Below are 21,712 nucleotides of genomic sequence, written 5' to 3'. Positions count from 1 at the left end.
TAAAGGCAATAAAAATCATTCAGATCCGTCGTCGTCGTAGGGGCGGCGCGCAAAAGAGGAAACTGCGGGGTAGCGTATGCGACTAACTACGAATCTGGGGGTCAGAGGTTCGAATCCTTTCGGGCGCGCCATTAAACCCGAGCAGTTGAAAAACGCCAGATCGAGCCCTGCAAGGGGAAGCGTGCGCGGCTGTTTGCCGCGCCGAGGGGGCGCTCCAGGTCGCGCGCTGCTGCGCCTTGGCGGAGTTAGCCCCGGCGCGCCGCGCCTGCGTCTCTGTGAGAGGAAGGGGCCAATAGCGAGGGGCTTCGACGCGTTGCGTCAGTCGGATCAAAAGACTGAAAATCGCATCCCGGTCGATATGTAGTTGGAAGCGCCATGCACGCCGTCGATGAGGCCGTAGACGCCAGACCGATGATGCACGCGTACGAATACTTCGAAAGGCGCGTCTTTAGACGGCGCGAAGGTAAATTCCGGCACAAGCAGATTCAGGAACCGCGCGCTGTGATGGCTACTATCGAACTGCCTTTCGAAATCTGAAATGCCGGTCACATAGCTTGCGCCGATAAGACCCACCCTGAAGTTCGTATAAATGAAATCGTTCCATGGAAAATATTTCCACCGCGCCATCGGAATGAGGTCGAACTCCCACTGACGCCCGCCAGCGTCGCTGCCAAAACGCTTGGCGACGCCGCCCTCGATTTCGAGGTCTAAAGGGACGCGCTCGAAGCGATAAGCCGTATAAATTGCGTGGGCGTCCACCATCGCGCCCGGAACGAAATGCGCGTCCCAAGGGCGACGCACTGTGATGTTGATCAGTGATTGATTGCTGAGCGCCCCAACATAGCAGCCCGTTGACGAAGTCGCGTCTGACTGATTCCGTTTCCAAGTGAGATTCGGCCGAGGTTGGTTCGATGGCGATGCGGCGTGAGACGGGGACGCAGGAAGATCTGGTTGTCGGCTGGGCGGATCTGCCGCGCTCTCCGGGGCACGCATTTTACGACGAGCTTCAGAAGGTTCTACTGGACGCGGGCTTCGACGTTTTCGTCGAGAACGCCTGCAAGCCCTACTACGCGGCGAAGATGGGCGCGCCCTCGTTGCCACCAGGGCGCTATTTCCGCATGCACATGGTGGGCTACTTCGAAGGGCTCGACAGCGAACGCGGCATCGTATGGCGCTGCGCGGATTCCTTTTCGTTGCGGGATTTCTTGCGGCTATCGACGCGCGAGAAAGTCCCGGATCATTCATGGCTGTCGAAGACGCGCTCGCGTCTGCCGCATGAGGTTCACGAGAAGGTATTCGGTTTCATCTTGAAGCTCGTCGCCGAGCGCGGCCTCGTGAAGGGCGAGCGCATCGGCGTCGACGGCTCGACCATGGAGGCGAACGCGGCGCTGCGCAGCATCGTGCGGCGCGACAATGGCGAGACCTATCGCGCAATGCTCGAGGGCATGGCGAAGGAAAGCGGGATCGCGACGCCGAACGCCGAGGATTTGGCGCGTTTCGACCGTAAGCGCAAAGGCAAGAAGCTCTCGAACGACGATTGGACGAGCGCCACGGACGCCGAGGCGAAGATCGCGCGGATGAAGGACGGAACGACGCATCTCGCCTACAAGCCGGAACATGCGGTCGACCTCGACACAGGCGTGATCGTCGCCGCGCCGATCCACGAGGCGGACAAGGGCGATACGACGACGCTTGGCGACACGCTGGAGACGGCGAAGGCCAATCTCTCGGCTGTCGGCCTCGCGCCGACGCCGGACGATCCTTGCGAAATCATCGCGGACAAAGGCTATCATTCGCGCGAGGTTTTGAAAGGCCTTGACGACGGCGAGTGGAAGAGCCGGATCAGCGAGCCTTTGCCGGCGAAGGGCTATTTGCGCTGGCATGGAGACGAAGAAGCGCGCGACGCCGTTTACGCCAACCGCGCACGGCTGAAATCGGGCGTTGGACGCGCCGCCATGCGCAAGCGCGGTGAGCTGGTCGAACGCAGCTTCGCCCATGTGCTGGATGGCGGCGGCATGCGCCGGGCTTGGCTTCGCGGTCGCGAGAACATCGCCAAGCGCTATCTGATCCACGTCGCAGGCTTCAATCTTGGCGTCCTGATGCGCGCCCTCGTCGGCTGCGGGACGCCAAGAGAACGCGCCGAGGCGGCCAGAAACGCCTTTTTGTTCGTTATTCGGACAGATAGCGCCACGGGCATCGTCATCATCGCCGACATCGGCGGCGCGCCGGCCTTGCTCGCCGTCATCGCCGCTCCGGAACCCGATTAATCAAGCTGCGACTTCGTCACCGCGCTGATAGGCCCCGACTCTGAGAGTTGGCTGTGGCTTTGGCGTAAGCATCCAAGGTAACGCAGGAGGCGCCAAAGCGGACAAGTCGCCAGCCAGCGCCGAGATTCCCGAGAAGAACAAAGACATAAGCGAGGCAATAAATAATTTCCTCATGCTTGCGCGCCCTTTATCCTGAATACGCAGTGGAAACGAAGTGGGTGCTGTTGATTCTGTAAGATAAAACCGCGACTTAGATAAATATTCTCTCATCAGAGCGCAGTAAAAATGCTGCGAAAAAAGGTCGTTTTTGAGGCGCGTCCGAATAATGCGACATAGCTGCGCTCGAGCCTTACTATGTTTGTCTAGATTTGCATTGAAATCATGGGGATGGGCCTTGGCCGCCGCGCTTGTCCGGGTAGGCGCGCTGCTGGCCGCGCCGAAGCGCCGCGCAGAGACATTTTATGGGTGGCGTTGCGGGGCGGCGTGGGCACAGGTAAATAAATCTTGTCTCGGGAGACTTTCGAAATGATCCAGCGTCACCGCTAAGGCGGGAAGGCATTCGATGGCGGAGCGATCCGCCGGCTGGACTCTTTTTCGAGATCATCATGGAAAGACTTCACAAAAAGACCTGCGTCATTACTGGCGCGGCGCGGGGCATTGGTCGCGCGATTGCGCGCCGCTTTCGTGAGGAAGGCGCAATCGTCATTCTCACAGACATAGACGAAGCGGCTGGCGCCGCGGCCGCCACGGAAATCGGCTGTCGGTTCGAGACGCTCGACGTGCGGGAGGAAGCTGATTGGCGGCGCCTGGCCGAACGCGTCCCGACAGCCGACGTGGTGGTCAACAATGCAGGCGTAACGGGATTTGAGCAGGGCGCCGCGGCGCATGATCCCGAACAGGCCAGCCTTGCCGATTGGCGGGAGGTCCATCGGGTCAATCTCGATGGGACCTTCCTTGGCTGTCGCTACGCCATCAAGGCGATGAAGGCGCAGGGCGCCGGCTCGATCATCAACATCTCGTCGCGTTCCGGTTTGGTCGGCATCCCGCTGGCGGCTGCTTACGCCTCATCCAAGGCGGCGATTCGCAACCACAGCAAGACGGTTGCGCTTTATTGCGCGCAGAAAGGATGGAAAATCCGCTGCAACTCGATCCATCCGGCCGCGATACGCACGCGAATTTGGGAGCCGATGCTGGGAACGGGCCCCGACCGCGCGGCCAAGATGCAAGCGTTGGTTGCCGACACGCCGTTGAAGCGTTTCGGGATGCCCGAGGAAGTCGCGGCGATCGCCGTCACTCTGGCGTCTGACGAAGCGACCTATGTGACGGGGACAGAGATTCATGTCGACGGCGGGTTGCTGGCGGGCTCCGCCGTATCCCCCGGCTGATGCGAATTCCGCTTGAGTGGTTCGCTGTCATTCCCCACGCTCGCTCGAGCGAGCGATCGGGAATCCAGAGCCGCAAAAGCGCTGGTTTTACTCGGAGCCCGTCATTGCGAGCGAAGCGAAGCAATCCAGGGCGGCGATGTGGCCCTGGATTGCTTCGTCGGCTTCGCCTCCTCGCAATGACGGCGGTGACTCCCTGTGTGTCCAAACGGCGCGAGCGTCGGGGATTGATTGAGCGCCCGCGCGAAGCCGCGCTCGATCAATCGGCCGTGTAACGCCCTCACCCTCGATCGAGCGTCGGATAATCCACGTAGCCTTCCGGGCCTTTCGAATAAAAGGTCTCGACCTTTGGCTCGTTGAGGGCCGCGCCCAGGCGTAAGCGTTCGACGAGGTCGGGATTGGCGATGTAGAGCTTGCCGAAAGCCACGGCGTCGGCATCGCCCGCCGCAATAGCGGCTCCGGCGGTTTCGCGCGTATAGGCTTCGTTGGCGATATAGGCCCCGCCGAACTCTTGCTTCAGATAAGGCCCCAACGCATCCGGGCCCTGGTGCTCGCGCGCGCAGATGAAGGCGATCTTGCGCCGGCCCAGCTCGCGCGTGACATAGCCGAAGGTCGCCTTTGGGTCTGAGTCGCCCATGGATTGGGCGTCGCCACGCGGCGCGAGATGCACGCCGACGCGCCCCGCTCCCCAGATGTCGATGGCTGCGTCGGCAACCTCCAGCATCAGACGCGCGCGGTTCTCGATCGAGCCGCCGTAGCGGTCGGTTCTTTTATTCGCGCTGTCTTGCAGAAACTGATCGAGCAGATAGCCATTCGCGCCATGGATCTCCACGCCGTCGAAGCCGGCGCGCTTGGCGTTCTCGGCGCCTTGCCGATAGGCCGCGACGACGCCGGGAATCTCGTCGATGTCGAGCGCGCGCGGGACGGGATAGGGCTGCTTTGGCCGCAGCAGGCTGACATGCCCTTCCGCGGCGATGGCGCTGGGCGCGACGGGCGGCGCGCCATCGAGATAGACCGAGTGGGAGAGGCGCCCGACATGCCACAATTGCAGCAGAATGCGGCCGCCTGCTTCATGCACCGCGCGCGTGACCTCGCGCCATCCGTCAACTTGCGCGTCCGACCAAATGCCGGGCGTGTCAGGATAGCCGACGCCCATCGGCGTGACGGAGGTGGCTTCCGATAAGATCATCCCGGCGGAGGCGCGCTGGACATAGTAATCCCGCATGAGCGCATTCGGCGTGCGGCCCTCGCTCGCCCGGCAACGCGTCAGCGGCGCCATGACGATCCGGTTGGGGAGGCGCAGATCGCCGATATGCAAAGGGTCGAAGAGATTGGACATCGAGGCTCCGGTCAGTGCGATACGGGGTGGATTTTTTATAGCTTAACAGCCCGTTGACGAAGTCGCGTCTGACTGATTCCGTTTCCAAGTGAGATTCGGCCGAGGTTGGTTCGATGGCGATGCGGCGTGAGACGGGGACGCAGGAAGATCTGGTTGTCGGCTGGGCGGATCTGCCGCGCTCTCCGGGGCACGCATTTTACGACGAGCTTCAGAAGGTTCTACTGGACGCGGGCTTCGACGTTTTCGTCGAGAACGCCTGCAAGCCCTACTACGCGGCGAAGATGGGCGCGCCCTCGTTGCCACCAGGGCGCTATTTCCGCATGCACATGGTGGGCTACTTCGAAGGGCTCGACAGCGAACGCGGCATCGTATGGCGCTGCGCGGATTCCTTTTCGTTGCGGGATTTCTTGCGGCTATCGACGCGCGAGAAAGTCCCGGATCATTCATGGCTGTCGAAGACGCGCTCGCGTCTGCCGCATGAGGTTCACGAGAAGGTATTCGGTTTCATCTTGAAGCTCGTCGCCGAGCGCGGCCTCGTGAAGGGCGAGCGCATCGGCGTCGACGGCTCGACCATGGAGGCGAACGCGGCGCTGCGCAGCATCGTGCGGCGCGACAATGGCGAGACCTATCGCGCAATGCTCGAGGGCATGGCGAAGGAAAGCGGGATCGCGACGCCGAACGCCGAGGATTTGGCGCGTTTCGACCGTAAGCGCAAAGGCAAGAAGCTCTCGAACGACGATTGGACGAGCGCCACGGACGCCGAGGCGAAGATCGCGCGGATGAAGGACGGAACGACGCATCTCGCCTACAAGCCGGAACATGCGGTCGACCTCGACACAGGCGTGATCGTCGCCGCGCCGATCCACGAGGCGGACAAGGGCGATACGACGACGCTTGGCGACACGCTGGAGACGGCGAAGGCCAATCTCTCGGCTGTCGGCCTCGCGCCGACGCCGGACGATCCTTGCGAAATCATCGCGGACAAAGGCTATCATTCGCGCGAGGTTTTGAAAGGCCTTGACGACGGCGAGTGGAAGAGCCGGATCAGCGAGCCTTTGCCGGCGAAGGGCTATTTGCGCTGGCATGGAGACGAAGAAGCGCGCGACGCCGTTTACGCCAACCGCGCACGGCTGAAATCGGGCGTTGGACGCGCCGCCATGCGCAAGCGCGGTGAGCTGGTCGAACGCAGCTTCGCCCATGTGCTGGATGGCGGCGGCATGCGCCGGGCTTGGCTTCGCGGTCGCGAGAACATCGCCAAGCGCTATCTGATCCACGTCGCAGGCTTCAATCTTGGCGTCCTGATGCGCGCCCTCGTCGGCTGCGGGACGCCAAGAGAACGCGCCGAGGCGGCCAGAAACGCCTTTTTGTTCGTTATTCGGACAGATAGCGCCACGGGCATCGTCATCATCGCCGACATCGGCGGCGCGCCGGCCTTGCTCGCCGTCATCGCCGCTCCGGAACCCGATTAATCAAGCTGCGACTTCGTCACCGCGCTGTTAAGGCATGGCGGATTTCAGCTTGATCCTGTCGCCATCGACGACGAAGCTCCCATGCCCTTGATGGTGGATCGTCTTCGACGCTTTGCGCGCCGGATCGATCCAGCCTTTCACGCCTTGCAGCACAAAGAGACAATATTTGTTGGCGAGGCGCGTATCGACGACCTTGCATTCGATGTTGGCGAAGCACTCGAAGATAAGCGGCGCAGACACTTTTTCGGCCGCCTGCCTGGTGAGCGCGAAAGCCTCGAATTTATCGACTTCCCGCCCCGAGCAATTGCCGATCGCCACGACCGTCTCCGCCATCTCCGCCGGCGGGATGGCGATGACGCATTCCTTTGTCGCCCGCAAGGCGGTGAAGCTGTGGTCCCGGTCGCTGACCACGCAGGCGATGAGGGGCGGGTCGAAGTCCACCATCATGTGCCAGGACATGGTCATGACATTGGCCCGGCCTTTATGGGCGGTCGTCAGCAGAACCACCGGGCCGGGCTCGATGAGCCGGTAAACTTCGCCCAGAGCCAAATCTTTCATGGCCGGACCTCCGCGATAGCCGCCACAGGGTTGGATTCCATAAGGCATCGCATCTCGTGCTTTTGATTGAGAAGATGGGCTCTGTCTCCGCCGCTTTCAAAAGCTTTATGTGGCGAGCAGAGTCGAGTTTGTTTGGTTGTCCCGCCCCCTGCGACTCTAGGTCGCGCAAACTAGACAGTTTTGTGCAAACCATGACATGCTTGTCGTGATAGAAACGAAATTGTCGGCTTTTCCGGGCGTGAAGCAGCGGCTGATCGTTCTGAAGCGCCTGTTTTCCTGCAGGTTTGAAGACTACGTCGCAGGATCGCGATTGGCTCGTTCCTTGCTGCGATCTTTGCGAAAGAAGAGTGGCTCCCGTCCTCGACGCGAGAAGCCGCCGCTTTTTGGAAACGCAATGGGGGAGAGGAATGCCCGCCATCGAGTCGTTTTACGACGTGATCCGACGTCAGGGGATCACACGCCGCAGCTTCACGAAATTCTGCTCTTTGACGGCTGCGAGCCTGGGGCTCGGTCCCCTTGCCGCCTCCAAGATGGCGCAGGCGCTGGAGACAAATCCGCGCGTGCCGGTCATCTGGATGCATGGCCTCGAATGCACCTGCTGCTCCGAGAGCTTCATTCGCTCGGCGCATCCTCTGGTGAAGGACGTCGTCCTTTCCATGATCTCGCTCGACTACGACGACACGATCATGGCGGCCGCCGGCCATCAGGCCGAGGCGATTCTTGAGGAAACCAAGCAAAAATATAAGGGCAAATACATTCTCGCCGTCGAGGGCAATCCGCCGCTCAACGAGGGCGGCATGTTCTGCATCGACGGCGGCAAGCCTTTCGTCGAAAAGCTGAAATGGATGGCTGAGGACGCTTTCGCCATCATTGCCTGGGGCGCCTGCGCCTCCTGGGGCTGCGTGCAGGCGGCGGCGCCCAATCCGACGCAGGCGACGCCGATCGACAAGGTCATCAAGGACAAGCCGATCATCAAGGTCCCCGGCTGCCCGCCGATCGCGGAGGTCATGACCGGCGTCGTGACTTACATCACGACCTTCGGCCGTCTGCCGGAGCTCGACCGCCAGGGGCGGCCGAAAATGTTCTATTCCCAGCGCATCCACGACAAATGCTATCGCCGCGGGCACTTCGACGCCGGGCAGTTCGTCGAGGAATGGGACGACGAGGCCGCGCGCAAGGGGCATTGCCTCTATAAGATGGGCTGCAAGGGGCCGACGACCTACAACGCCTGCTCGACGGTGCGCTGGAACGGCGGCGTCTCTTTCCCGATCCAATCCGGCCACGGCTGTATCGGCTGCTCGGAAGAGGGCTTCTGGGACAAGGGGCCGTTCTACGAGCGCCTCTCGAACATCAGGCAATTCGGCATCGAGAAGAACGCCGACGAGATCGGCTTGGCGGCCGTCGGCGTCGTCGGCGCGGCGGTGGCGACGCATGCGGCCGTCACGGCGGTCAAGCGCGTCGTGACGAAGCGGGACGGAAACCAAGTGTAATCCTTGCCCTCATGCTGAGGAGGCGGCGAAGCCGCCGTCTCGAAGCACGAGGGCGATCCACGGACGACGGTTTCCTCTTCCTTCGAGACGCCCGCTTCGCGGGCTCCTCAGGATGAGGAAATCTTTTCGGCCGATCACCCAGGACGAAACACGAAAGACGCCGATCCAACGGCCGATCTTCGAGGAAACGCAATCATGGGCATCCAGACTCCCAACGGCTTCAAACTCGACAATTCCGGCAAGCGCGTCGTCGTCGATCCGGTCACGCGCATCGAAGGCCATTTGCGCATCGAGGTGAATGTCGATTCCAAGAACGTCATTCGCAACGCCGTCTCCACCGGCACGATGTGGCGCGGCATCGAGGTCATCCTCAAGAACCGCGACCCCCGCGACGCCTGGGCCTTCACCGAGCGGATTTGCGGCGTCTGCACCGGCACCCACGCGCTCACCTCCGTGCGCGCGGTCGAGAATGCGCTGAACATCAGCATTCCCGAGAACGCCAATTCGATCCGCAACATCATGCAGCTCTGCCTGCAGGTGCACGATCATCTGGTACACTTCTACCATCTGCATGCGCTGGATTGGGTCGACGTCGTTTCGGCGCTCTCCGCCGATCCGAAGGCGACCTCGGCGCTGGCGCAGTCGATCTCGCCCTGGCCGCTGTCCTCGCCGGGCTATTTCAAGGATTTGCAGACGCGGCTGAAGAAATTCGTCGCGTCCGGCCAGCTCGGGCCGTTCAAGAACGGCTATTGGGGGCATCCCGCCTATAAGCTGCCGCCCGAAGCCAATCTGATGGCGGTGGCGCATTATCTGGAGGCGCTCGACTTCCAGAAGGACATCGTCAAGATCCACACGGTCTATGGCGGCAAGAATCCGCATCCCAACTGGCTCGTCGGCGGCGTGCCCTGCGCCATCAATGTCGATGGAACGGGGGCGGTCGGCGCGATCAATATGGAGCGCCTCAATCTCGTCTCGCAGATCATCGATCGCTCCATAGAATTCGTCGAGCAGGTCTATATTCCGGACGTTGTCGCCATCGGCGGCTTCTATAAGGACTGGCTGTATGGCGGCGGGCTCTCGGGCAAGAGCGTCATGAGCTATGGCGACATTCCCGAGCACGCCAACGACTATTCGGCCGGCAATCTCCTGCTGCCGCGCGGCGTGATCTTGAACGGCAATCTCAAAGAGGTTCTGCCGATCGACAATGCCGATCCGGAGCAAATACAGGAGTTTGTCACCCACTCCTGGTACAAATATCCGGACGAGACCAAGGGGCTGCATCCTTTCGACGGCGTCACCGAGCCGAACTACAAGCTCGGCCCCAACGCCAAGGGCACGCCGACCAATATCGAGTCGCTCGACGAAGGCGGCAAATATTCCTGGATCAAATCGCCGCGCTGGCGCGGCAATGCGGTCGAGGTCGGCCCGCTCGCGCGCTACATCATCGGCTATGCGCAGGGCAATCCCGAGTTCAAGGAGCCGGCGGACCGTCTCCTCAAGACGCTGGGCGTTCCCGTCACGGCGTTGTTCTCCACGCTCGGCCGCACCGCCGCGCGCGGGCTCGAATGCCAGTGGGCGGCGCGCAAAATGCGCCACTTCCAGGACAAGCTCGTCGCCAATATCAAGAATGGCAAGACGGCGACCGCAAATGTCGATAAGTGGGAGCCCAAGAGCTGGCCGACGGAAGCTAAGGGCTATGGCTTCACCGAGGCGCCGCGCGGCGCGCTCGGGCACTGGATCAAGATCAAAAACGGCAAGATCGACAATTACCAGTGCATCGTGCCGACGACCTGGAACGGCAGCCCGCGCGACCCGCAGGGCAATATCGGCGCGTTCGAGGCGTCGCTCATGGACACGCCCATGGCTGATCCCGAAAAGCCGCTTGAAATCCTACGCACCATTCACTCCTTCGACCCTTGCCTGGCCTGCTCGACTCACGTGATGAGTCCGGACGGCCAGGAGATGGCGTCGGTGAAGGTCCGTTAAAGGAGGCGTCCATGGTCGACGGCATCCAAGTTGCTGGCGTCGGCGACGCGCATGGCGCGCGCGCCGTCGAACGTCAGACCGTCTATGTCTATGAGGCGCCCGTTCGCGTCTGGCATTGGATAAATGCGCTCTGCATCACCGTGCTGTTCGTTACGGGCTATTTCATCGCGAGCCCTTTTCCGAGCGTGACCGGCGACGCGAGCAGCAGTTTCCTGATGGGCTATATCCGCTTCGCGCATTTTGCGGCGGGGCAGGTTCTCGCGGCTTTCTATCTGCTGCGCATCTACTGGATATTCGCCGGCAATGCGCATTCCCGGCAGATATTTTACGTGCCCTTCTGGAGCCGAGACTATTGGGCGGGCGTGGCGCATGAGGCCGCATGGTATCTCTTCCTCGCCAAGGCGCCGAAGAAATATGTCGGGCACAACCCGCTGGCGCAGCTCATCATGTTCTCCATGTTCACCGTGCCGCTGATCTTCATGATCGTGACGGGCTTCGCGCTTTATTCGGAAGGCGAGGGGATCGACTCCTGGCAGTATAAGGTTTTCGGCTGGGTCTTCCTGATCTGGCCGAACAGCCAGGAGGTGCATACGCTGCATCACATCGGCATGTGGGCGCTCGTCACCTTCACGATCGTTCACATCTATGCCGCCGTCCGAGAGGATATTGTGAGCCGCCAGAGCATCATCTCGTCGATGATCTCCGGTGAGCGCATTTTCAAGGACGAGGCGGCGGAGTGATGAGCGCGGGCGCCCCGAAAATCCTCGTGCTGGGCATCGGCAATATTCTGTGGGGGGATGAGGGTTTCGGCGTGCGCGCCGTCGAGGCCTTCCACCGGCGCTTCGAGACGCCCGAGAATGTCACCGTGCTCGACGGCGGCACGCAGGGGCTTTACCTCGTGCATTTTGTCGAGGAGGCGGATTATCTCCTCGTCTTCGACGCCATCGATTACGGCCTCGATCCCGGCGCCTTGAAGATCGTCCGCGACGAAGAGGTGCCGAAGTTCACCGGCTCCAAGAAAATGAGCCTGCATCAGACCGGCTTTCAGGAAGTGCTGAGCGCCGCGGATTTGCTCGGCCATTACCCGCAAAAGCTCGCGCTCATCGGCTGTCAGCCGCTCGATCTCGAAAATTGGGGCGGCGCGCTGACGGCGCCTGTTCAAGAGGCGATCGACGTCGCGGTCGAGGCGGGCGCACAGCTCCTCGCCGAGTGGGGAGTGGCCTTGTCCTTGCGTGACGACAATACGGCGATCGCGTTGCTCGCCAATGACATCGATCATCAGAGCTATGAAAGGCGCGTCTGATCCGGCGCGTCGGAGGTTCACAAGGAGCTGGCCATGAAGTCCTTCGCCAAAGTCGCCTTCGCTCTCCCCCTCATGGTCGCGGCCGGGGCGGCGCAGGCCAATCCCGGGTTGCATGTCCATCCGCATCTAACTGAAGCCCCATTGGTCGATCTTCATCCAGCGCTGGGGCTGGCGCTCGTCGTGGCGTGCTGGGCGGCTCTCGTCTGGGCCGCGGAAGCTTACGTGACGGCGCGTCGTCGTCCTTTGGCGGCCCTCACGAGATAGCGCCGACGATGTGTCTCGGTTTCCCGATGACCGTGCTGTCCGGCGATGACGCGCGGGCGCTTTGCGAGCGCAAGGGCGAAACGCAATCCGTCTCGATGCTGCTCGTCGGGGCGCAGACGCCGGGAACGAAAGTGCTGGTACATCTGGGAACTGCCATGCGCGTTCTCGACGCCGAGGAAGCGCAGTCGATCGACGATGCGCTCGATGGGCTCGAGGCGGCCCTGAGCGGCGGCGACTTCGAGCAATATTTTGCCGATCTGATTGACCGGGAGCCGCAATTGCCGGATTTCTTGCGGGATCAGAAGTAAGGAGTAGGCATGCCCCTGCCGCAGGCTATCATCGACCGCATCGGCGCCCCGCTCATCGATGATGCGAATGCCGACGCCCTTTTGAGCGCGCAGGGCGAAGACGGGCGGTTCCTCCTGCTTTTCGCCGGCGACCCGGCGCAGCGTCCAGAGGCGACGGATGTCGCGGTGATTTTCCCCGAGCTTCTGATCGCCTTTGACGGCCGTCTCTCCGGCGCGCTGGTCGCAGCCGACGCCGAGAAGAGCCTGGGTCAAAGATTTCAGGTCGACGTGCTACCGGGCCTCGCTGTGATCCGCGGCGGCAAGACCATCGGCGTCATTCCGCGTATCCGCGACTGGTCGGAATATCTCGACAAGATCGAGGCATTCCTCGCCCCCGACGCGACGCCGCTCGCCAAGGCGGGCCCTCGCGTCGAAATCACTTTCTCGCAAAAAGGAGCGACCGCGTGAAGGCCGGCTTTTGGGTGGCGCCCGACGGCGCCGACGACTCCATAACGCTGCTGCCGATCGGCGGCGAGGAGGCGCTCGATACGCGCCGGGAGGTGAATTTCCTCGCAACCCGTTCGGCGGCGGAACTGATTGCGCGCTGCCCTGCCGTCGCGAACCTCCTGCCGCAGCTTGCCGACGCGCTTGCCGCGCAAACGGCGCAACAGCCGAACAGGCTGTTCGACATCACCGATCTGCCGGCGGACGATCGCGAGCTCTTGTCGCAAGTGGTGGGCGAGGGCGAGGTCGCAGGGGTCGCGGTCTTGACCGATGGCGTCGTCGCGCAAGTTCAGGAATCCGTCATGGCGGGCCTGTGGCGGGTGCGCTTCACGGACGCCAGCGGCGCGCTGGTCGCGGATTATCTCGAGATCGGCGCCATTCCGCAGGCGGTGCGCAAGGCCGCGGAGCTTGCCGCGGCCGACATCAGCTTCGGCGCGCCGCCCCAGGGCGCAATGAACGTCATGCCGGTGCTGGCGGAAATTCGCGAGCGGATGGCGGCCCACACGCCGGGCGCCGCAAGCCATATCATCAACTTCTCGCTTCTGCCGATGAGCGAAGCGGATATGGGCTTTTTGCAGGAGACGCTCGGCGACGGGCCTGTAAGGCTGGTCTCGCGCGGCTACGGCACCTGCCGGGTGCTCGCGACCGGCGCGCGCAATGTCTGGTCCGTGCAATTCTTCAACGCCATGGATACGATCATCCTCGATACGCTCGAAATCGGCGGCGTTCCCGCCGCCGCCTGCGCGGCGGATGAAGATTTCCGCGACTCCGCCGAGCGGCTGCGAGAGATCGACGAGGCCTATTTCAAATGAGCTTCGAGAATTTCGGCCAGACGGAAACCTCCGACGACGACCGCATGGAATGCGGCGTCTGCTGGAGCGTCTATGATCCGGCCGAGGGCGATCCCGTCTGGCAGATACCGCCGGGCACGCCGTTCTCCGCTTTGCCGGAGGACTGGCGTTGTCCGACTTGCGACGCGCCGCGTGCGCGTTTCATGCGGCTCGGCAAGTGAGGTCATTCCCGACGCTCGCGCAGCGAGCGATCGGGAATCCAGAGCAACACTCGCTGCTATCGCTCAGGATTCCCGGTCGAGCCTTCGGCCCGCCGAGAATAACAAGCCCCGATGCGAGCTGTTCAAATGGAAATGGTACGGGACACCGCGATGGACGATGACGCGGTCAGGACGATCGGGGAGACTCTCGCCGAGATTTACGCCGGCGTGCGCGCCGGGCCGATGCGCGGCGTGCCGATCTGCAACGACGCGCTCGACGTCGAGGCGATCGGCTTCCGCGCTCTGGGAGAGACCGCTGTCGGTATCGTCGTGACGCCCTGGTTCATGAATCTGATCGTCGTTCCGCAATCCGCCATTTCGTCGAGCGGCGCCGTCCGCGTCGCCTTGCCGGCCGGCGACGTCGAATGCGTTCCCGCTGAGCTCGACGGCTTCGGCGCGATCCTTGCCTGCTCGCTGTTCTCGCCCATGTTCGAATTTTCCGATATGTCAGCGGCGCGAGAAGCTGCGAGAGAGGCGATGAAGGCGCTCTTCGATCCTGAACTGCTCGACCAAAAGCCGGCGCCAAAACCTGCAGGGCTGGATCGCCGCGCCTTGCTGCGAGGAAGGCTGGCGACCGAAGAGGCGACGTCATGAGCGCGCTGGCCGGCCCCGGCGCGATACGCATCGGCGCGGACGTCGATACGGACGGGCGCGTCGTCTCGGTGTTCGTGAATTCGAGCAGGCCGGCGGGCGTCGCGCGTATCTTTCGCGGTCGCGGCCCGCAAGAGGTCCCCCGGCTCGCAGGTCAGCTCTTTAGCCTGTGCGGTTTTTCGCATGGCGCGGCGGCGCAGCTCGCCATCGCTGCCGCACGGGACGAAGAGTTGAGCGCCGCCGCGCAATTCTCCGTTGTCGTCGGCCTCGCCGCCGAACAGGCTGCGGAATCGCTTCGCTCGCTGGCCCTGGGCTGGCCGCAGACGGGCGAGTCGATGGATATAGCGTCCGCCGCCGCGCCCCTGCGCGAGGCGATGAGCGCCGCGCGCCTCATCATGGCCATTGCGGCGCGCGGCGAGGCCCGGGCGCAATGCGCCGAGCTTGGCGCGCCCGTAAACGCCATAGAGGAGGCGGCGCGGTCCTTGGGCCTGCGCTGCGAGGCGCCGGATGCGCCCGAGCGCGAGAGCTTTCTGGCGGCCGTCATGGCGCAAGCCCAGGCCGACGCCTTTCTCCACCCACACGCGCCCGACGCCTTGGAGAGGGCGGACGACATCTTCGTCATCGAAGCCTTGCGAAAGGGCCGGGATCATTTCGCAGCCTCTCCAACCCTGCCGCATCGCATCGTTGAGACGGGGGCTTTCGCCCGGCATTGGCGGGAGACCGAGAGCGGCGGTTCGGCCGTTGCCGCGCGCCTCGCGGCGCGGTTGATTGCGATCGGCGAGGCGCTGGACATTCTGCGTCGCGCGCTGTCGCGGGGCGAGGCCGACATGAACGGCGCGGCCATTCTTTGCCCGCTTGCCGCGGCGGAAGGCTTCGCCGCCGTCGAGACCGCGCGCGGGCGCCTCTATCACTGGGCGCGCCTCGACGACGCCATGCGCGTGCGCGACTATGCGCTGCTCGCGCCGACCGAGTGGAATTTCCACCCGGCGGGCCCTTTCGCCGCAGCGCTGCTCGGCGCCAATATCGGTTTTGGCCCCGAGGCGCGGCTGCGCATCCGGCGGCTTGCGGCCGTCTTCGACCCTTGCGTCGCCTTTCAGGTCGAGCTGCGCGAGCCGCTTCATGCATGAGATGGCGCTGACGGAAAGCATCGTCGACATCGTCTGCGAGGAGGCGCGCAAGCAGGGCTTCGGCAAGGTGCGCGTCGTGCGGCTCAAGGTCGGCGCAATGGCGCATGTCGAGCCCGAGGCCTTGCGCTTTTGTTTCGACGCCGTCTCGCGCGGCACTGTGGCCGACGGCGCGACTCTGGACATCATCCGCGCGCCGGGCGAAGGTTGGTGTCTCGACTGCGGCAAGACGGTGCCGCTCGACGAGCGCTTCGGCGCCTGTCCCGAATGCGGCGGGCGGCATGTGCAGATGACCTCGGGCGACGAGTTGCGCATCGAGGAGTTGGAGGTCGACTGATGTGCACAGTGTGCGGCTGCGGAACGGCGACGGTCGAAGGCGAGAAGGCGGGTGCGGAGAAGCACGCGGCTGACCATCACCATCATCACAACCATGCGCATGATCATGATCACGGCCATGATCATCACCATGGCCATGATCACGATGGACACCATCATCATCACGATCACGCGCATGACCACCACCACGATCATGCGCATGGCGAGGCCATCGATTTCGGCGCCGGCGCCGCGGGCGTGCATGTCCCCGGCCTGAGCCAGGAGCGCATCGTCCGCATCGAGCGCGACATTCTTTCCAAGAATGACGCTTATGCGCGGGGCAATCGCGCGGTCTTTGCGCAAAAAGGCGTGCTGGCGCTGAACCTCGTCTCCAGCCCCGGCTCGGGCAAGACGACGCTGCTGGTGCGCGCGATCAACGATTTGAAGGAGAAAGCCGCGGTCGCCGTCATCGAGGGCGATCAGCAGACCTCCAACGACGCCGAGCGCATTCGCGCCACCGGCGCGCCAGCCATTCAGATCAACACCGGCAAAGGTTGCCATCTCGACGCGCATATGGTCGGCCATGCGCTCGAGAGCCTCGAGTTGAAAAAGGGCAGCGTGCTGTTCATCGAGAATGTCGGCAATCTCGTTTGTCCGGCGGCTTTCGATCTCGGCGAGGCGCATAAGGTTGTCGTGCTTTCCGTGACGGAAGGCGAGGACAAGCCGCTCAAATATCCGGATATGTTCGCGGCCGCGGATCTCATGCTGCTGAACAAATCCGATCTGCTGCCGCATCTGACCTTCGACGTCGGCAAATGTCTCGCCAATGCGCTGAAGGTCAATCCGCATCTGCAGACGCTTGTCGTCTCGGCGCAGACGGGCGAGGGAATGGCGGCGCTCTACGCCTGGATCGAGGCCCGCGCCGCGCACGCCGCCGCCGGCGCCGCAACAGCGGGCTGAGAGGCATGAGCGTCGTCGCGGCCACGGGCGCTTCGCGCGAGCCGAGCGCGCGGCTGCGTATCCGGCTGCGTGGGGCGGTGCAGGGCGTGGGTTTCCGACCCTTCGCCTATGGCCTCGCCGCGCGTTACGGCTTGAGCGGCTTCGCGCTGAACGACGGCGAGGGCCTGCTGCTCGAAATCGAAGGCGCGCGGCACGAGGATTTTTTGTCGGCGCTGCGCCGGGAGAAGCCGCCGCTCGCGACGATCGACTCGATCGACGTCGAGCGCATCGATTTATGTGGCGACAGCGATTTCTCGATCCGCGAAAGCGCGGGCGGTCGAAGCCATACCCGCATCGTCGCGGACGCGGCGACCTGCGAGGCTTGCCTCGACGAACTTTTCGACGCGACGAGCCGCTTCCATCTCTATCCCTTCATCACCTGCACGCATTGCGGGCCGCGCTTCACCATTTCGTCTTCGTTGCCATACGATCGCCCGCAGACCTCTATGTCGCCCTTCGTCCTGTGTGCGGATTGCGCGCGCGACTATGCCGATCCGCGCAGCCGTCGCTTCCACGCCGAGACGATCGCTTGCCCGAGATGCGGCCCGCGGCTCGACGTCGATCCGGGCGTCATTGTGGAGAGGATACGCGCGGGCGCCATTGTCGCGGTGAAGGGGATCGGCGGCTATCATCTCATGTGCGACGCGCGCAATGAGACGGCTGTCGCCGAGCTGCGCCGCCGCAAGGAACGTGACGCCAAACCCTTCGCCGTCATGGCGGCCAATGTCGCGTCGCTCGCGCTTTTCGCCGAGCCGACTGAGGCGGAATTCGACCTGATCCAGCATCGCGCGCGGCCGATCGTGGTGGTGAAATCGACAGGAACGCTTGCGCCCGCCATTGCGCCGCGTCTGACGCGCATCGGCGTCATGCTGCCTTACGCGCCTCTGCATCATTTGCTGTTTCACGCGGCGGCGGGTTTTCCTTCCGGGCGCAACTGGCGTGAGGATGTGAATGAGTTTGTCATCGTGGCGACGAGCGCCAATCCGGGTGGCGAGCCGCTCGTGGTCGATGACGAAGACGCGCGCCGCAGACTGTCCTCCATCGCCGACCTCATTGTCGGCCATGACCGCGCCATCGTCGTGCGCGCCGATGATTCCGTTGCTGCGGTCGTCGACGGCGCGCCCGCCTTTCTGCGGCGCGCGCGCGGCTATACGCCCGACCCGATCGATCTTGGCGCAGACGGGCCAAGCGTCGTCGCCTTGGGCGCGCATCTCAAGACAACTGTGACGGTGACGCGCGGGCGGGAGGCTTTCGTCTCGCAGCATATCGGCGATCTCGATGACGCAGAGAGCGTGCGGTTCTTTGATGAGACCCTGCGCCATCTCCTCTCGATACTCGACGTAACACCGGAAGCCGTCGCCTGCGATCTTCACCCCGATTTTTATTCGACGCGTATCGCGGAGGAGATGACTCTCCCGCTTCTGCGCGCCCAGCATCACGCGGCGCATGTCGCGGCGATTGCGGCGGAGCATGTCGTCTCGGGGCCGGTGCTCGGCGTGGCGCTCGACGGCTATGGCATGGGCGGCGATCGCGGCGCCTGGGGCGGCGAATTGATGCGCGTCGATGGGCCGACATGGACGCGCCTTGGCCATCTTGCGACGCTCGCGCTGCCCGGCGGCGACCGCGCTGCGCGCGAGCCCTGGCGCATGGGGCTGGCGGCGCTCGCAGCTATCGGGCGTCTCGATCTCGCCGAGCGCTTGTTTCCCGACGCGCCCCTTTCGGCCAAGATCGCCGAGAGCCTGCGTCGCGGCATGGCGGCGAAAACCACCAGCATGGGGCGCCTTTTCGACGCGGCGGCGGCGCTCGCAGGCGTCTGTCTCGAACAGCGTTACGAGGGACAGGCGGCGATGGAATTCGAAGCGCTTGTCGAAGCGCCGCGTACATTGCCGGGCGCTTTCGCCCTTCGTGGCGGCGTTCTCGATTTCTCGCCACTCCTGTCCCTCATCGCAACCGAGCGACCAAGCCCGCGCGAGGCCGCAGAATTTTTCCACGGCGCAATGATAGAGGGTTGCGCCGAATGGATTGCCGCTGCGTCGCAAGCGCAGGGGCATTCGCGTGTGGCGCTCGGGGGCGGCTGCATGATGAACCGGATTCTGGCCGAGGGTCTCGCCGAGGCCCTGCGCTTGCGGGGGCTTTTTCCTTTGCTGGCGCGGGCCGTTCCATGCAATGACGGCGGCCTGTCGCTGGGACAGGCCGCGATGGCGCGCGCCGCTTTCGCGGCCGCCGAGAGAGAGAAAGAGAGCGCGGCATGTGCCTAGCCGTTCCCGTGCGCGTCACCGAGCTGTTGCCTGATCAGATGGCGAAAGTGTCGCTCGACGGCGTCTCCAAAAGCATATCGGTCGCGCTGGTCGATGATGTGTCGGTCGGCGATTATGTGATTCTGCATGTCGGCTTCGCGCTCTCCAAGGTCGACGCGGTGGAAGCCGAGCGCACGCTCGCTATGATCCGCGACTTCGCCGGAATGAACGAATGAAATATGTCGACGAGTTTCGCGATGGCGACTTGGCGCGCGGTCTCGCGCGCAGCCTTGCGACTTTGGCGCGCGATGATCGCGACTATCGCTTCATGGAATTCTGTGGCGGCCATACCCACGCCATTTCGCGTTACGGGCTTGAAGATCTGCTGCCGCCCAATATTCGCATGATCCATGGGCCCGGATGTCCCGTCTGCGTTTTGCCTGTGGGGCGCATCGACGCGGCGATTGCGCTCGCGCGCGATCCGAAGGTGACGCTCTGCACTTATGCCGATCTCATGCGCGTGCCGGCCTCGGGCGGCATGAGCCTCATCAAGGCGAAGGCGGCGGGCGCCGACATCCGCATGGTCTATTCCACGCTCGACGCCATTCGCATCGCCGAGGCGGAGCCATCTCGGGAAGTCGTCTTCTTCGCCATCGGCTTCGAGACGACCACGCCGCCGACGGCGCTGGCCATCAGGCTTGCCGCGCAAAAGAAGCTCTCGAATTTCTCCGTCTTCTGCAACCATGTGCTGACGCCCGCCGCCATGCGTGCGATCCTCGCCGGGGAAGGCGAGGGCGTGGAGATCGACGGTTTTGTGGGGCCCTCGCATGTTTCCGCCGTCATCGGCGTGCGGCCCTATCAATTCGCCGCGCAGCAATTCAACAAGCCGATCGTGATCGCGGGCTTTGAGCCGCTCGATGTGATGCAGTCCATCATGATGCTGGTGCGCCAGTTGAACGAGGGCCGCTGCGAGGTCGAGAACCAATATGGCCGGGCCGTCACGCACGAGGGCAATCTCAAAGCGCAGGCCGAAGTCGCCGATATTTTCGAGCTGCGCGACTCCTTCGAGTGGCGCGGGCTCGGCGAGGTTCCCGCGAGCGCCTTGCGGCTGCGCGAGGCTTATGCGGATTATGACGCGGAGCGCCGCTTCGGCGTCACGACGCCTAGCGCCAAGGACAATCCCGCCTGCGAATGCGGCGCGATTCTGCGCGGCGCCAAGCGGCCGCATGATTGCAAGCTGTTCGGCACGGTCTGCACGCCGGAAACGCCAATGGGCTCCTGCATGGTCTCATCCGAGGGCGCCTGCGCCGCGCAATGGACCTATCGCCGCTTCGACACGCAGAGGGTCGCCTCGTGACCAAGACTTATCGTCGCAAGCTCGACATCGGGAACGGCCGTGTCGATCTCTCGCATGGCGCCGGCGGGCGCGCGATGGCGCAGCTCATCGCCGATATTTTTCACGCGGCGCTCGACAATGACTGGCTGCGGCAAGGCAATGATCAGTCTATTTTCGAGGCGCCCAAAGGCCGCATGGCGATGACGACCGACGCCTTTGTCGTCTCGCCGCTGTTTTTCCCTGGCGGCGACATCGGTTCGCTTGCAGTGCATGGCGCCGTGAACGACATCGCCATGTCGGGCGCGCGGCCGCTGTATCTCTCGGCGAGCTTCATCATCGAGGAAGGTTTTCCGCTTTCCGATCTCGCGCGTATCGCGGAGAGCATGGGCGCCGCGTCGCGTGCGGCGGGCGTGCCGGTGATTACCGGCGACACCAAGGTCGTCGAGCGCGGCAAGGCGGATGGCGTGTTCATCACCACGACGGGCGTCGGCGCCGTTCCAGATGGGCTTGATCTTTCCGGCGACAAGGCGCGGCCAGGTGATGTTCTGTTAGTGTCCGGCTCGATCGGCGATCATGGCGTCGCCGTGATGTCGAAGCGCGAGAATCTGGAGTTCGACTGCGAGATCTTATCGGACTCCACGGCGCTGCATGGGCTCGTCGCGGATATGGTCGCCGCGGCCGGCGCGGCGCTGCGGCTGATGCGCGATCCGACGCGCGGCGGCCTTGCGGCGACCTTGAACGAGATCGCGCAGCAGTCGCGGGTCGGTTTCCGTATCGAGGAAGCCGCTATTCCGGTGAAGCCGGAAGTCGCCGCCGCCTGCGAGTTGCTCGGCCTCGATCCGCTTAATGTCGCCAATGAGGGCAAGCTGATCGCTGTCGTCGCGCCGGAGGCCGCGCCGGCGCTGCTGGAGGCGATGCGCGCCCATCCGCTCGGCCGCGACGCCGCGATCATCGGGGCGGCGGTCGAGGACGAGCGGCGCTTCGTGCAGATGACGTCGTCCTTCGGCGGCGCGCGCATTGTGGATTGGCTTGCGGGCGAGCAGCTTCCGCGTATTTGCTGAGCTTGGCTAGAGTGACCAGCTCGGGTGTCGGGCGCCCATACCTCCCCTTTACGGGGAAGTCGGCGGTCGAAGACCGCCGGGTGGGGCTCATGCAGCAACCACAGTGGGTGGGGCTGGACCCCACCCGACGCCGCTTCGCGGCGCCACCC

Annotated in this window: 23 protein-coding genes; 20 read left to right on the top strand and 3 right to left on the bottom strand. The window is 63.6% G+C overall.

Features of this window, described 5'->3' with window-relative positions:
• Positions 1–327 precede the first annotated feature (327 nt).
• Positions 328–801 (bottom strand): hypothetical protein, encoded by a 474-nt coding sequence (locus QNA11_RS09050; RefSeq protein WP_283482766.1) that lies wholly within the window; start codon positions 799–801, stop codon positions 328–330.
• Between the two features lie 110 nt (positions 802–911).
• On the opposite strand from QNA11_RS09050, the gene QNA11_RS09045 reads away from it, so the two are divergent.
• Both QNA11_RS09045 and QNA11_RS09040 read left to right on the top strand, forming a co-directional pair.
• Positions 912–2,267, top strand: coding sequence for a transposase (locus tag QNA11_RS09045; protein WP_283481505.1), 1,356 nt, complete (start codon positions 912–914; stop codon positions 2,265–2,267).
• Between the two features lie 605 nt (positions 2,268–2,872).
• Positions 2,873–3,652 (top strand): SDR family oxidoreductase, encoded by a 780-nt coding sequence (locus QNA11_RS09040; protein ID WP_283482765.1) that lies wholly within the window; start codon positions 2,873–2,875, stop codon positions 3,650–3,652.
• Between the two features lie 277 nt (positions 3,653–3,929).
• On the opposite strand, the gene QNA11_RS09035 is transcribed toward QNA11_RS09040, so the two are convergent.
• The gene (locus QNA11_RS09035; RefSeq protein WP_283482764.1) at positions 3,930–4,988 is read right to left on the bottom strand and encodes an alkene reductase; all 1,059 of its coding nucleotides are present in this window, start codon (positions 4,986–4,988) and stop codon (positions 3,930–3,932) included.
• A 113-nt stretch (positions 4,989–5,101) separates the two neighbouring features.
• Here QNA11_RS09035 and QNA11_RS09030 point away from each other — a divergent pair, with 113 nt between their 5' ends.
• Complete coding sequence (locus QNA11_RS09030; RefSeq protein WP_283481505.1) at positions 5,102–6,457, top strand: transposase; 1,356 nt, start codon at positions 5,102–5,104, stop codon at positions 6,455–6,457.
• A gap of 27 nt (positions 6,458–6,484) precedes the next feature.
• Here the strand turns inward: QNA11_RS09030 and QNA11_RS09025 are convergent, their stop codons facing one another.
• Positions 6,485–7,015, bottom strand: a complete 531-nt coding sequence (locus tag QNA11_RS09025; protein ID WP_283482763.1) for a flavin reductase family protein — start codon at positions 7,013–7,015, stop codon at positions 6,485–6,487.
• Positions 7,016–7,422: 407 nt separating this feature from the next.
• Between QNA11_RS09025 and QNA11_RS09020 the strand changes: the two genes are divergently transcribed.
• The 17 genes from QNA11_RS09020 to hypE all read left to right on the top strand — a co-directional run bounded on the left by QNA11_RS09020 (position 7,423) and on the right by hypE (position 21,563).
• Complete coding sequence (locus tag QNA11_RS09020) at positions 7,423–8,505, top strand: hydrogenase small subunit (protein ID WP_202072275.1); 1,083 nt, start codon at positions 7,423–7,425, stop codon at positions 8,503–8,505.
• Positions 8,506–8,700: 195 nt separating this feature from the next.
• Positions 8,701–10,491, top strand: a complete 1,791-nt coding sequence (locus tag QNA11_RS09015; protein ID WP_283482762.1) for a nickel-dependent hydrogenase large subunit — start codon at positions 8,701–8,703, stop codon at positions 10,489–10,491.
• A gap of 11 nt (positions 10,492–10,502) precedes the next feature.
• On the top strand, positions 10,503–11,231 hold the full coding sequence (gene cybH, locus QNA11_RS09010; RefSeq protein ID WP_202072277.1) for a Ni/Fe-hydrogenase, b-type cytochrome subunit: 729 nt from the start codon (positions 10,503–10,505) through the stop codon (positions 11,229–11,231).
• Positions 11,231–11,794, top strand: a complete 564-nt coding sequence (locus tag QNA11_RS09005) for a HyaD/HybD family hydrogenase maturation endopeptidase (protein WP_283482761.1) — start codon at positions 11,231–11,233, stop codon at positions 11,792–11,794. Before cybH ends, QNA11_RS09005 begins: the two co-directional genes overlap by 1 nt.
• Positions 11,795–11,827: 33 nt before the next feature.
• On the top strand, positions 11,828–12,058 hold the full coding sequence (locus QNA11_RS09000; protein WP_283482760.1) for a hypothetical protein: 231 nt from the start codon (positions 11,828–11,830) through the stop codon (positions 12,056–12,058).
• Between the two features lie 8 nt (positions 12,059–12,066).
• Positions 12,067–12,366: a HypC/HybG/HupF family hydrogenase formation chaperone gene (gene hypC / locus QNA11_RS08995; RefSeq protein ID WP_283482759.1), complete on the top strand. Its 300-nt coding sequence runs from the start codon at positions 12,067–12,069 to the stop codon at positions 12,364–12,366.
• Between the two features lie 9 nt (positions 12,367–12,375).
• Positions 12,376–12,813, top strand: a complete 438-nt coding sequence (locus QNA11_RS08990; protein ID WP_283482758.1) for a thioredoxin domain-containing protein — start codon at positions 12,376–12,378, stop codon at positions 12,811–12,813.
• The gene (locus QNA11_RS08985; protein WP_283482757.1) at positions 12,810–13,661 is read left to right on the top strand and encodes a hydrogenase expression/formation protein; all 852 of its coding nucleotides are present in this window, start codon (positions 12,810–12,812) and stop codon (positions 13,659–13,661) included. The genes QNA11_RS08990 and QNA11_RS08985 overlap by 4 nt, the downstream gene beginning before the upstream one ends.
• Complete coding sequence (locus QNA11_RS08980) at positions 13,658–13,861, top strand: rubredoxin (protein WP_283482756.1); 204 nt, start codon at positions 13,658–13,660, stop codon at positions 13,859–13,861. Before QNA11_RS08985 ends, QNA11_RS08980 begins: the two co-directional genes overlap by 4 nt.
• A 150-nt stretch (positions 13,862–14,011) precedes the next feature.
• On the top strand, positions 14,012–14,494 hold the full coding sequence (hybE, locus tag QNA11_RS08975; RefSeq protein WP_283482755.1) for a [NiFe]-hydrogenase assembly chaperone HybE: 483 nt from the start codon (positions 14,012–14,014) through the stop codon (positions 14,492–14,494).
• Positions 14,491–15,618, top strand: a complete 1,128-nt coding sequence (locus QNA11_RS08970; protein WP_283482754.1) for a nickel-dependent hydrogenase large subunit — start codon at positions 14,491–14,493, stop codon at positions 15,616–15,618. Before hybE ends, QNA11_RS08970 begins: the two co-directional genes overlap by 4 nt.
• Positions 15,611–15,952, top strand: coding sequence for a hydrogenase maturation nickel metallochaperone HypA (hypA, locus tag QNA11_RS08965; RefSeq protein WP_202072286.1), 342 nt, complete (start codon positions 15,611–15,613; stop codon positions 15,950–15,952). Before QNA11_RS08970 ends, hypA begins: the two co-directional genes overlap by 8 nt.
• Positions 15,952–16,890, top strand: coding sequence for a hydrogenase nickel incorporation protein HypB (gene hypB / locus QNA11_RS08960; protein WP_283482753.1), 939 nt, complete (start codon positions 15,952–15,954; stop codon positions 16,888–16,890). The genes hypA and hypB overlap by 1 nt, the downstream gene beginning before the upstream one ends.
• A 5-nt stretch (positions 16,891–16,895) precedes the next feature.
• Positions 16,896–19,187: a carbamoyltransferase HypF gene (gene hypF / locus QNA11_RS08955; RefSeq protein WP_283482752.1), complete on the top strand. Its 2,292-nt coding sequence runs from the start codon at positions 16,896–16,898 to the stop codon at positions 19,185–19,187.
• Entirely contained in the window at positions 19,178–19,402 is a 225-nt protein-coding gene (locus tag QNA11_RS08950; RefSeq protein WP_283482751.1) for a HypC/HybG/HupF family hydrogenase formation chaperone, read from the top strand. Before hypF ends, QNA11_RS08950 begins: the two co-directional genes overlap by 10 nt.
• Complete coding sequence (hypD, locus tag QNA11_RS08945) at positions 19,399–20,523, top strand: hydrogenase formation protein HypD (RefSeq protein WP_283482750.1); 1,125 nt, start codon at positions 19,399–19,401, stop codon at positions 20,521–20,523. Before QNA11_RS08950 ends, hypD begins: the two co-directional genes overlap by 4 nt.
• On the top strand, positions 20,481–21,563 hold the full coding sequence (gene hypE / locus QNA11_RS08940; RefSeq protein WP_283482749.1) for a hydrogenase expression/formation protein HypE: 1,083 nt from the start codon (positions 20,481–20,483) through the stop codon (positions 21,561–21,563). Before hypD ends, hypE begins: the two co-directional genes overlap by 43 nt.
• Positions 21,564–21,712: the final 149 nt, after the last annotated feature.

The organism is Methylocystis sp. JR02 (assembly GCF_030063565.1).
GTDB lineage: Bacteria > Pseudomonadota > Alphaproteobacteria > Rhizobiales > Beijerinckiaceae > Methylocystis > Methylocystis iwaonis.
The sequence above is the reverse complement of the archived record's forward strand: the minus strand, read 5'-3'. Positions and strand labels throughout refer to the sequence as shown.